Origin of the sequence: Okeania hirsuta (assembly GCF_003838195.1) — a bacterium.
GTDB lineage: Bacteria > Cyanobacteriota > Cyanobacteriia > Cyanobacteriales > Microcoleaceae > Okeania > Okeania hirsuta.
Genome location: NZ_RCBY01000208.1, coordinates 1 through 12119, shown reverse-complemented (window position 1 = coordinate 12119; position 12119 = coordinate 1). Strand labels below are relative to the sequence as shown.

Below are 12119 nucleotides of genomic sequence, written 5' to 3'. Positions count from 1 at the left end.
TATTCTCAAGTCAGAATCTGCTAAATTGATTGATAGTTCGTGGATTAAAATTATTGCTTAATTTAAACCTGCCCTTAAAAGCAATATCTTATTAAAAAAAAAGGAGAAATTAATGGAAGCTCTAGAAGAAAAAATCAAAGAAATTATGACAGATATTTTGGAAATTGATGATGAAGAAATAACCGATGAATTCGGACCAGACAATGCTGATACTTGGGATTCCTTAAATAATCTGAAAATGATTACTGCTTTAGAAGAAGAATTCGAGATTACTCTAACAATGGATCAAATTGATTCTATGATAAATTTCTCGGAAATTAAAAAAGTTATTAGTAACCATACTAATTAATTAGGGTTTCCTGAATAAAGTCTTTTTGCTCTTTGTAGGAGACAGGAGAAATGGGAATGAGCGAGGAGGTAGGAGTTAAGAATTGTCTCTCAATTTTTCTGCCATAATCATACCAAAATACTAGCTTTATGCAGCTCTTGCCACCGAAAAGCTGGTACTTTTTTTGAATCTAAAACGCTAAAACCAATATCAGTCAATACTTTTAGAATTAATCAGCAAGAGCTAACTTAGAAATACTTTTGCTCAGGAAAGAAAAGACCATGGAAAAGGTATTCAAAATATCTGAAAAAATGGTGGCAAATTTTGCCTCCATCACTGGCGATTATAACTCTTTGCATATGGATGAGGAGTTTGCGAGAAAAACAAAATATCGCCAACGACTTGTTCATGGGATGTTACCCTTTAGTTTTATTTGTCTAATTCAAGAAAATTTTCCCGACCAAAAAATAGAATTTTTAGAATTAGATACCAGTTTTCGTAAGCCAATATTAATTGGTGATGAAATTAGACTAGACTACACATATTCAGAAACAGAAAGTGGAAAATTTTCCTATAATGCTACCTGGTATAATCATCTGACTGAAGAGATAGTAATAAAGTCTAAGGGTGGTTTTACTTTATACTCTTTTAGTAAAGAAATTAGAGATATAGAGCAGAATCAAACTTCTTGCTTATTAGATGAAGTTTTAGAGAATAACTGGACTATTAATGAAATAGCCAATAAAAAAGAAGAGTTAAATATATCACTCAACTCTATATTGCTTAAAAAATATTTAGATTCTATTATTAATGAAGGTTTTTTAAGTAATACTGATTCCATAGATATACCAATTAGCCATAACTTAATTTCAACTCTATTGTTATCTACTTTGGTAGGAATGAAATTGCCGGGAAAATATGCCACATTTGCCAAATTTCAATTTTCATTTCCAGACCAAGTTCCTTTATCTGAATCAATAAAACTTGTTGGAGAAGTTGGGAAAGTTTCTGTGGCAAGTGAATCTATGGAAGTAGCTACTACCCTTTTAAAAGAAAATGCTGTTTTAGCAACAGGAAAATTAAATGTAGTAGTAAATTCTCCACCACAAAAAATTATTAGCTGCCAAGAAATCAAATCTAATTATATAGATATAGGTTTAAAAGATAAAGTGGTGGTTATTACTGGTGCTAGTCGTGGAATAGGAGCAGCAACTGCCAAATTATTTGCCATGCAGGGTGCGAAAGTTATCGTTAATTATTACAAAGGGAAAAAAGATGCAGAGTTAATTGTTGAGGATATTGAAAAAAATGGGGGAACCGCTATTCCATTGCAATGTGATATTAGAGACAAGTTAGAAGTTAAGAAGTTCATTGCTCAGGTAGTAGAAAAATTTTGCACTGTCAATGTATTGGTTAATAATGCAGTCAAAGAAGCTATACCCAAAAATGTTGTAAAACTAGAGTGGCAAGATTATTTAAGTGAATTAGAAGTATCCTTAAAAGGAATGCACAATTGTTGTCAAACCATATTGCCGATTTTCAAACAACAAAAGTTTGGTAAAATAATTAATATCTCAACAATTTTTGTAGACAATCCAGTCACTGGGCAAAGTCAATATATAACTGCAAAAAGTGCTGTAGTCGGTTACACAAAAAGTTTAGCAAAAGAACTAGCTAAATTAAATATACAAGTCAACTTTGTTGTGCCCAACATGACAGAGACAGACCTTGTATCATGTGTTCCTTCAGATTTTACAAAAAGGATAGCAGCTTCCAGAGATTTTGGCAGAAATTTACAACCTATTGAAGTTGCTCAAAGCATTTTGTTTTTAGCCTCTAGCTGGGCAAATTCTATCACCGGACAAAAAGTGGTTTTAAACTTAGGTGATTTACCTTTCGGATAATCAAATAATATCAAATAAAAAAATATAATTTTACAGTTAAGTAAGGATTAGTTGATGAAAATTAGGATAGATAATTTAATATGAAAATAGGCAAGGTAATCCGGCGTTTTTTAATTCCTGCTCCCATAGTCACTATTTATTATCTGTTGAAATATGGAGCAAAAGTTAGCCCCAAAGCAGAAGTCGAATTGAGTGATTTATTGACAATTGGAAAAGATACTGAAATAGGTTCTTTTACAAAAATAAAAGCTGCTGATGGTGTTTTGAAAATTGGTGAAAATGTTTCAATTGCAACTGGATGTTTTATTTCATCTCATCACAAAGGATTAGAAATTGGCGACTATTCAATGATTGGTCCTAATACTTCAATTATTGGTAATAATTATCGATATGACAAACTTGATGTACCCATTCAAGAACAAGGAACTATTTCTAAACATGGGATTAAAATTGCTAATAATGTTTGGATAGGTTCTGGATGCTCTATATTAGATGGGACTGATATTGGTAGTGGGGTAATTGTGGCATCTAACTCAGTTGTATCATCAAAAATCCCTGAAAATAGTATTGTGATGGGAAACCCGGCAAAAGTAATATTTAAGAGAAGGTAATACCGTTTCACGGAAGTTAAAAGTCAAAAGTCAAAAGTCAAAAGTTTGATTTTATTGGCCGAAACTTTGAAACTACAGTAATTTCAGGAAATTATTTCACATCTAAAGTTTCAAACTATTTGTGATATCAAATCCAGTTAAACAGCCATAGAATGGTTAAGTTAGGAGGAGTCAACCCACCCTTCGCCCCTCCCCCGACCGTGGAGGGGAAGTCAGTCGGACCTCCTCAGGAGGAGAAAGAATTACAAAGATAAACGTAGTTATGGCGATTGAAGATTTTTTTTATGTCCAATTAAACGGATTTGATATGACATCTTTAAAGTGAATTGGTATAACAAAATGTTTATCAAAAAAATTGGATCTAAAACCCCGCCTTTTAAGGCGAAATGTTTTTGGAGCGGTGCTCAATCCCCGTTACAAAAACAACTTCTAACTTCTGAGTTTTGACTTCGTTAACCAGCTCAAACCTTTGAGATTGCTTCCTTCCACTCCGTTCCAGTCCCAATGACATAGTGACATTTAATTACACCTTTCTACTTAAGTAAAAAGTTTAGTTTAGATAAACTTGTAAAAAGCTGAATAGTTCCTGAAAAAAATATAGTTGATATTTAAAGATTAGGAAATTTATGGATAAAGCAGAAAATACCAATCAATCCGATCAACGCCCAATATTTATTTTTGGTTGTCCGCGATCAGGAACTTCACTACTTAGTAAACTGCTCAATAGCCATCCAAGAATAGCTATTCCCTATGAGTCTCTTATATATAGAACATTTTATAATTGGTTAAAATTCTATGGAGATTTAAACCTTCCTCAAAATAGAGAACGTCTATTAGATGATATTTTAAGTACAGGTCCACTTGCTGATTGGTCTCCTTATCCAAATAGAGAAAATACCATCAAAGCTATTCAGAGATATGATTTTCATGGCATTTTTGAGGCGATTATGTCTGCATGGGCAAAAAACGAGGGAAAACAACGTTGGGGAGAAAAAACCCCTGCTCATCTTTTTTACTGGCGTGAAATTCTGAGTGGATTTCCTAATGTACAAATAATCCATATTGTGCGTGATGGACGTGATTGTGCATTGTCTTGGAAACAATCCCGAGTCGGACCTAAACATATTTATCCTACAGCTAGGGGATGGGTAAAACATCTAGAAGAAGTTGATAAGTTGAAAAATGTCATCGATCAAAACTCATTTTTTGAAGTTCGATATGAAGAACTATTATTGAATACTCAGCAAGTTCTAAAAGATATGTGTTCCTTTTTAGAAGAAGAATATACTCCAGAAATGCTTAATTTCTACAAAGATAATGCAGCATATAAAACAGATAAACAAAATCTCAAGAATCTTGCTCGTCCTATTATCAGCAGTAATACCGAAAAATGGCGTACACAGATGACAGAGCGTCAATTGCGTATTTTTGAAGCAGTAGCTGGTTCTACCTTAGAACGTTATGGTTATCACAGAGAGCTAGAAAATCCGCAGATTTCAAGTTGGGAAAAACTACAATTCAAGTATATTGAACATCCTCCTCGAAAATTTGTAGCAATGATGAAAAACCGTAAAGGTCAAATTGAAGCATTACAAGACTTGAAAATATACTTCAATCTTAGGTTGGGTTTAGATAGTCCCACTCCACTATATAGCTCATCATTGAGCAGAAATCTTTAATAGACATCTCCTCCAAAAGAGGGAGTAGGGAGTAGGGAATAGGGGGAAATAATTGATTGATTTCTGTACAATAATTGATTTTATTTTTGATTATTGGAGATGTCTAATAGTTTAATTTACTACCAGCCATTAATAGGATATTTAACAATGGTTTTGGGGTTGCACATTCTGGAATGATATTGCCAAAAATTAGTTTAGACTTTGACTAAAAATAACCATTAATTAATCATTCTAGCAATTGATTAATCCACAATCCAATTCAATCAAAATTCTTATCAAATCATTCGTCGCTTTGCAACGCCAGGGTTTTAAACAAAAAAAATTATCAACGATTATAGTGCTACGCACAAGGCAAAAATAAAAAATAATCTATGACTGAGTTTTATAATTTATAAATGTTCTAACCTTTGCTTCGATTGCTATATCTCAGAGAGATTTTATCCTAAGTATGGACAAGGAATTTATCCAGATTGAAGAACTCTGAAATTACTCATTAATTAATTAATGCAAAAAAATACAATTTTTGAGAATAAAAAATTGCTCTATCCTTTAATCTAAGAAACTTTGGGGACGCATCAATATTACTAAACTTGCAATACTGCCAATCATTAAAAATATTCCAATCTGTAGTTCTAATCCATTCATTATCAGAGAAGGAACTACTGTTAAAAGCAAACTCATTGCAGAAATTAACTGTAATTGGTGTCCAGCTTTTTTGTAACCGATACGACTAATCATTCCTAGACCAATTACACCTAAAACTCCTGCACTAAATAAAGTACATAAAGCAGCACCAACAGACCCTAAAAATGGAATAAGTATAGCGTTAGAGATAATGTTGATGATAGTGCTAAAGATCAGTAAAGGCGGTAAATATTTTTCCCGTTGAGTTGCCAGAAAAAACTGCTGCACCAATAAACCAAACATATGAACACTAATGTTGGGAATTAAAATTCCTAAAGATTGAACTGAATAAGAATATTCCTGACCGTAAAGAAGTTCAACTAAATAACTTTGAAAAAATCCAGCAATTACTATTGGTGGTAATACTAATATCAAGAGTGCGCGGGTTGCTTTGTATATTTGCTCTGGAACTTTCTCAGGTTCATTAGCATGGTAACGAGCTAATCTGGTAAAAATTACATAAAAAACCACTCTAGGTAGAGCAGAAAAAATCTCCACTATCTGATACGATGCACTATAAAACCCAGCCTCTCCTGTCTCAGCCATCCCTTTGAGCATTACCACATCAACTTTGTAGTAAAGCATCCACAATACTCCTGACAAAGCAAAAGGGAATGCTATTTTATAAATTCCTGTTAAATTATTAAAATTTAGAGCACGCCATACATTTAGTTTTCGACTTAAGTAGTAAAGAAAACCCAAGTTTTCTAATAAACGAACTAGCACTAAGGTTCCAACTACCAATACCAAATTATTTTTCCATAACAAGACTGCACCAGCAACAAATACCACCGCCGATCGCTCAATTGCTACAAAAATAGTTTCGGTTCTAAACCAACCCATCCCTTTAGCTACTCCTCGCAAAGTCAATTTAACTTGACGGCAGAGTTCAGCAAACACCACGAGATAACATACTATAAGTCCTTCTCCTTGGTAATTTAGCAATTGGGTAATTGGAAACAATAATATAAGAACAGGGAAAACGTTCAAAACTTCTAACAGAATAAACTGGATTGTATATTTTGATCCCTTCTCTGGATTAGCTGCTACTTCACGCTGAATTAGAAATGGTAATCCACATTGTATGAATAAGGATAAAATAGCTCCTAAAGCTGCTGCTGAGGCAAATATCTCATATCGCTCCGGACCCAGTAAACGAGCCAGAATAATGTAAAATACAAATGTCAAAGCTAAGGTTCCCTCTCCCAAGAGAGAATAAAAATAAGACCAATCCAGACGACTTAGTAATTTTTTCATATTCAATAGTAAAAAATTTGATAATTGATTATGATTTATATTAGAGAATATTAATTAAGTAAAAAAAATATGTCATATCTACGATCAAAAATACCATTAGGAAAGTATCTAAACTCTAAAAATGGAACCTTTTTATTTTTTTTAATTGGTGTAATAGGAGTTAGTGTTGCTATAATTAAATATTTGAGTGTGACTTTATATTATTCATCGAGTGTAAATTTATCTTATTCATCTATTAAACCCAAAATTATAAAACTAGAAGATTTACCTGCTGAAGATGAAAGAATAGGAGGAATAATTACAGCAGATATCAATGATGATGGTAAAAAAGATTTTATAATTACCAAACCAGGACATATTGTAGTTTACCAGGGAAGTGGGCAAAAACTCTGGGCAAAACAAATTAACATTCAGGTTACCATAAAATCTGAGAAGAATGGTTTACCTGGACACTTCGGAGCAGGAGTACAAGCAGGTGATGTAGATGGAGATAGCAAAACAGAAGTATTATTTTTAACTAAAGATAATACTCTTCATATTGTTGAGGGTGAAAGTGGTAAAACCAAGAAAACTATCCCCTTGAAGTCACCAGCAGGAACAGAAAGATGGGAACACCTAGTAATTACTAATTTTCGTGGGCAAGGCGATAGGGATTTATTACTACAGACTACCAACTCGGAAGGATATCGCACGGGAGTCTTTTTAGCTGCTTATGCAATAGATGAATTGCTGAAAAAAGAAGACCCCCAACCTCTATGGACAAGAGATGATTTTGTAGCCAATGCTCATAATGGGGCACGAGTAGCAGATTTGAATGGAGATGGCAAAGATGAAGTTTTGGGTGCTACCCTGATTTCACCAGATGGAGAGATATTGGTGCAAATTCCCTTGAAGGGTCATGTTGATTCCATCTTTGTTGCTGATGTGCGTCCAGATATTCCTGGATTAGAAGTATTAGCTTTGGAAGAGGGTGGTGGTAATCGAGTTTTTCTATTTAATCGCGATCGCTTAATTTGGGAGACTCACTACAAAAATCAAGAACCTCAAAATGCTGCTCTTGGGAATTTTGACAATCGTCCAGGATTGGAAATATGGTGTCGTAGTCGTTATCATGAACATCAGAAACCTTTCATATTTGATGCCCAAGGTCAGCTAATCGCCAAATATAAAATGGATAATGTTGCCCCTAGAGATTGGACAGTCAGAGGTGTAGAAGTTATCTTTACTATTGATTGGACAGGAAGAGAAAAACAGTTAGCTGCTGCTAAAGAACGCCATGAATCAGGAGACATAGGAATTTTCAATCCTTTGAGTGGAAAATTTCTCTACAAGTTCAAAGAAAAAGCCGATCGCCTCTATGTAGCGGATGTATCTGGAGACTGGCGAGAGGAGTTGATTGTTGTGAATGGGAATAAGCTGCATATTTACAGTAACCCCGAACCGAATCCAAATCCGAATCGCCCTAGATTATGGTCTCAAAATCATTACCATCGTAGTAAAATGACTTGGAATTACTATAGTCCATAAGTTACTTATAGCAGTTTTCACCCATGTTGACTACAAAACTTCTGTCTCCTGCCTTCTGGCTTTCAGCCAAAAATCTCTGTATTCTATGTTCATGAAAACTGCTATAATTGGGAGTTGGTGATGTGTGGCTATGATTATGCTTTAATGGCAATCTCCTAACTATTAACGGCTTTGTTGCACAAAAAGTGATTAGAGGCTATAAATAGTATCAAGATGGTAGAAATCAGTAGATATGAGTAAGTCCAAGTCCAAGCCTCAGTACAAGGTCAGAAATTGGTCTGAGCTATGATGCCTCGTTGCTTCAACGAGGCAGTTTGACATTTTGGCTGAGTCCAGAAGCCATAGAGCAATTGCTCAACAATCACGAAAACAGGACGCAAGGGAGCATCAAATACTTACAGTCATCTGGCGATCTTTCTTAATGGCAAAACTTTCCACTTTATTTAGCTTGGCTGGACGTCAAACTGAGGTTTTTTTGGAATCTATATTTTCTCGCTTTGGGAGTAGACTTACCAGTGCCAGACCACACTACCTTGTCTCGTCCCTTGGGTAAATTGAACATAGAAATACCAGTAATGCCAGCAACAGAAGCGATTCACCTGGTGGTAGATTTGACGATCCTCAAAGTTTATGGAGAAGGAGAGTGGAAAACAAGAGTTCATGGAGTAGGTAAACGTCGTACATGGCGTAAGTTGCATCTAGGTGTGAATCAGACAACAGGGGAAATAGTTACTGCAGTGGTTAGTACCAAGGATGTCAGTGAAGACCAAGTATTTTGCTACTACATGGAGTAGAAAGTGATGGAGCCTATGATCAACGCAAGTGCTATGAGTCAGCCAGTCACAGAGGAGCAAAAACAACCATACCACCCCGTAAAAATGCAGTCATCTGGCATCATGGTAACTGTAAGGGTACACCTCATCCTAGAGATGAGAACCTCACAGAGAAACGCATGAGTAGGAGGTAAAAAGTGGAAAAGTAAGAGTGGATATCACCGACGTTCTCTATCAGAAACAACCATGTTTAGACTGAAAGTAATATTTGGAGGTAAGTTGCGACGACGGAAATTTGACAATCAGGTGACGGAGTTGTTCATACAATGTGCCATACTTAATCGTATGAGACAGAACTGTAAGCCAGAAAGCTACAAAGTAGAATTCTAATTCACTAATTAACTTCTCCCCAGGGGAGAAGTTGCGATTCCGGAACGGATCGCGGAGCGCATCGCAACATTCATGCAACAAAGCCACTATTATCTGAAAAGCATTTGATATTTGGCTAAATTTAGGTTTCATCCCTTGATTCACCAACGCCCCTAATTGTTATAAACATATATGAATACAACTACTCATAAAGAAAAATTTTACTGGCAACAATGGGTGCCAATCACTGTAATTCTATTATTAGCTACTGGACTATATTTCTATAATATTGGTACAGAGAGCATGTGGAATGAGGAACTTTATAGTGTTAATGACACTAAAGTCAAGATATCTTTATTTAGAGTACGTCCAATTTACTATATAGTCCTAAAATTTTGGATGTTATTTGGCACCAGCGATAGTTGGTTACGAAGCTTATCTGTTGTGTTTGGTTTAGGTAGTGTATTCTTAATTTACCAACTTGGTCGTCGTGTAGCTGGAGAGGTGACAGGTTTAATTGCCGCTTTGTTGCTGGCACTTTCACCACTTTTCATTAATTTTGCCCAAATGGTGCGTATGTACTCCCTGTCTACTTGTTTAGCTATTGGTGGTTCCCTCGCTTTAGTTTATACACTAGAAAATCCAACTAACTCTTCAATGGCTTGGTGGGCTTGTACGCGAGCGTTAATGAACATGACTGCCCCACTGAATGCCAGCTTATTACTACCAGATATTCTCATATTTTGTTTGAAGTTTCGCAAACAACGTGATGTATTATTACGTTTTGGAAAATGGGCATTAGTAGGGTTAGTTTTATGGTTTCCTTCTCTGTGGGTATTACTTTCAAGTAAATTTTTTAATTTCTTACTTCCAGCATTAAATATATCTAACAAGGTTAACATATCTGACGTTGATATATCTTATGTAAGACACAGATTTCCTAGTCTGGTAGAAGTAATACGTAAGTTGAGGCATTTGACTGCTTTTCCATTCCCTTCAACATCAAAAGCAATAAGCTTATTTTATCAAGCTTATACAATCATCTTACTATTTTTATTAAGCTTTGGTTTGATTAAAAAGCATCGTTCAGGAAAACTTCTTTGGATTGCAGCTTGGGCTTTTATACCTGCAACTATGATATTTTTAGTTTCTCAGAGATTATGGATAGACCGTTACCTATTATTCTTATCTCCTTACATTCTGATTTTACTTGCTGCTGGTTTTATGAGACTTTGGAATTGGCAGCGTACAGTAGCTATTGTAGTAGCAATTATATATCTAATTGCTGTTACAAATGGTTTAGTACGTTACTACACAGTTCAGGATCGCCAAGATTGGCGTGGTCTTGCACAAGTGATTAGTGCGATAGAAAAACCAGGGGATAAAATAGTTTTATCTATAGATTCTGACAAAATGACTACTGCACTAACTCATTACTATCATGGTATTGCACCTATTTATCGTAATCCAGAAATTTGTTCTACTGCGAAGGTGAACAAAACTGATTTAGAGGTAGAGTTATCCAATCTATTACCAATAGAAAGACTTTGGTTAGTTTGTCATAATGATTTTGATCGAACCTTCTTTGAAAAGACTTTTGGAGAGCAGTTAAAAGTGGAAAAACACTGGGCATTTACTAATGAACAGTTTTATAGAGAAAAAGATTTGATGCACCTTTTTCTCGCAACTCCTAATTCAAATAGATATCTCCAATAATAAAAAATAAAATCAATTATAGCACTAGATAAGTGCCTATGCAAAATTAATTACATATCCTACTGACTCTATGTTGCCTGTTGCCTGTTGCCTCTCTCAACTAGGAGATTTATTTTGCACAACTACTTACATCAATTATTTCTTCCTACTCCCTACTCCCTATTCCCTACTCCCTCTTTTCTGGAGAAGTCTAATATAGAAAAAATAATTGATGATCGGTTATATCATTCAGGACTTACGCAGGTGTACTATATATATATATATATAGAATAGATTTCAAAAACGATAACGTTATCGTTTTTGGACTCTATCTACATAATACATGGTCTCTGCATAAGTCCGATGATTGTAAGGGGTGTACTTTTTGGATATGAAAGAAAAAATCTCGAATTTTACAAAAAATCAAGCTAAATCAGATTTATTTTGGCAGATAGTTCCTATTACTCTAATCCTATTATTAGCTACTGGATTATATCTCTATCAACTAGGCACAGAAAGCCTTTGGATAGATGAACTCATCAGTGTAGATCGAGCAAAAAGAGATATTTTAGATCTCTTGTGGAGAGGCCGTACTCATCTCATTCTCCTCAAAGGTTGGATGGTATTTGGCTATAGCGATAGTTGGCTGCGCGGGTTATGCGTTATTTGTACTATAGGTAGCGTTTTCTTAATTTATCAACTTGGTTGTCGTTTGGCAAGTAAACCTGTAGGTTTAATTTCTGCTCTACTTATGGCTGTGTCTCCTTTGTTTATTCATCATGCTCAAGAGGTGCGGATGTATGGAGTCAGCACTTTTTTTGGATTACTTGGTACTTTGGCTTTAACTTCTGCTTTAAAATCTCCCAATAAGTTTTCTATCAGTTTTTGGGCAATAGCTCGATATTTAGCTATTCGTTCTACACCACTAAATTTACTCTTATTACTACCAGACATAGTTTTATTTGGTTGGAAGTTTCGTAAGCAAAAGCGTGTATTATTGAGTTTTATTACTGGATTGATTGTTATTATTGTATTATGGTCTCCCCTTATAATTGATTTAGCTATTCGTTCGGCTCGATTTATGGGTGGATTCAGAGGAACAGTAGACCCAAGTGTAGAAAATGTAAAATCTAATTTAAAATCTGTCCCCACTATAATTAATGTACTACTACAACCTGGACGTTTTACTGCTTGGTCATTTGGCAGACCTAATTCAACGGTAATTTTCTGGTTTTATAATCTCTACTCCGTAATGGTAGCTAGTTTAATAGGTTTAGCCTTTTTTGAGAAAC

General features: G+C 34.9%; 8 protein-coding genes and 1 pseudogene. 8 read left to right on the top strand and 1 reads right to left on the bottom strand.

Going from position 1 to position 12119, the window contains the following annotated elements; genetic code table 11:
- Nucleotides 1-112: 112 nt before the first annotated feature.
- The 4 genes from D5R40_RS25035 (at nucleotide 113) to D5R40_RS25020 (ending at nucleotide 4522) form a co-directional block, all read left to right on the top strand.
- Complete coding sequence (locus D5R40_RS25035) at nucleotides 113-349, top strand: acyl carrier protein (RefSeq protein WP_124146960.1); 237 nt, start codon at nucleotides 113-115, stop codon at nucleotides 347-349.
- 260 nt (nucleotides 350-609) lie between these two features.
- Nucleotides 610-2232: an SDR family oxidoreductase gene (locus D5R40_RS25030; RefSeq protein ID WP_124146961.1), complete on the top strand. Its 1623-nt coding sequence runs from the start codon at nucleotides 610-612 to the stop codon at nucleotides 2230-2232.
- 80 nt (nucleotides 2233-2312) lie between these two features.
- A complete protein-coding gene (locus tag D5R40_RS25025) occupies nucleotides 2313-2843 on the top strand; it encodes an acyltransferase (protein ID WP_124146962.1) in 531 nt (176 codons plus the stop codon).
- Between the two features lie 626 nt (nucleotides 2844-3469).
- Nucleotides 3470-4522: a sulfotransferase family protein gene (locus D5R40_RS25020; protein ID WP_124146963.1), complete on the top strand. Its 1053-nt coding sequence runs from the start codon at nucleotides 3470-3472 to the stop codon at nucleotides 4520-4522.
- 549 nt (nucleotides 4523-5071) lie between these two features.
- Here the strand turns inward: D5R40_RS25020 and D5R40_RS25015 are convergent.
- Nucleotides 5072-6463, bottom strand: a complete 1392-nt coding sequence (locus D5R40_RS25015) for an oligosaccharide flippase family protein (protein WP_124146964.1) — start codon at nucleotides 6461-6463, stop codon at nucleotides 5072-5074.
- 69 nt (nucleotides 6464-6532) lie between these two features.
- Between D5R40_RS25015 and D5R40_RS25010 the strand changes: the two genes are divergently transcribed.
- The 4 genes and pseudogenes from D5R40_RS25010 to D5R40_RS24995 all read left to right on the top strand — a co-directional run.
- Complete coding sequence (locus tag D5R40_RS25010) at nucleotides 6533-7990, top strand: rhamnogalacturonan lyase family protein (protein WP_124146965.1); 1458 nt, start codon at nucleotides 6533-6535, stop codon at nucleotides 7988-7990.
- A gap of 232 nt (nucleotides 7991-8222) precedes the next feature.
- Nucleotides 8223-9153 (top strand): annotated as a pseudogene (locus D5R40_RS25005) (IS5 family transposase).
- Between the two features lie 171 nt (nucleotides 9154-9324).
- Nucleotides 9325-10848, top strand: coding sequence for a glycosyltransferase family 39 protein (locus D5R40_RS25000; RefSeq protein WP_124155391.1), 1524 nt, complete (start codon nucleotides 9325-9327; stop codon nucleotides 10846-10848).
- 370 nt (nucleotides 10849-11218) lie between these two features.
- On the top strand, nucleotides 11219-12119 hold a 901-nt coding region (locus tag D5R40_RS24995; protein WP_192901308.1), incomplete at its 3' end, for a glycosyltransferase family protein.

What these genes read in the sequence shown, in the direction of transcription:
- D5R40_RS25020 (WP_124146963.1), top strand. Translation starts at nt 3,470, where the DNA reads ATGGATAAAGCAGAAAATACCAATCAATCCGATCAACGCCCAATATTT.
- D5R40_RS25025 (WP_124146962.1), top strand. Translation starts at nt 2,313, where the DNA reads ATGAAAATAGGCAAGGTAATCCGGCGTTTTTTAATTCCTGCTCCCATA.
- D5R40_RS25000 (WP_124155391.1), top strand. Translation starts at nt 9,325, where the DNA reads ATGAATACAACTACTCATAAAGAAAAATTTTACTGGCAACAATGGGTG.
- D5R40_RS25015 (WP_124146964.1), bottom strand. Translation starts at nt 6,463, where the DNA reads ATGAAAAAATTACTAAGTCGTCTGGATTGGTCTTATTTTTATTCTCTC.
- D5R40_RS25010 (WP_124146965.1), top strand. Translation starts at nt 6,533, where the DNA reads ATGTCATATCTACGATCAAAAATACCATTAGGAAAGTATCTAAACTCT.
- D5R40_RS25035 (WP_124146960.1), top strand. Translation starts at nt 113, where the DNA reads ATGGAAGCTCTAGAAGAAAAAATCAAAGAAATTATGACAGATATTTTG.
- D5R40_RS25030 (WP_124146961.1), top strand. Translation starts at nt 610, where the DNA reads ATGGAAAAGGTATTCAAAATATCTGAAAAAATGGTGGCAAATTTTGCC.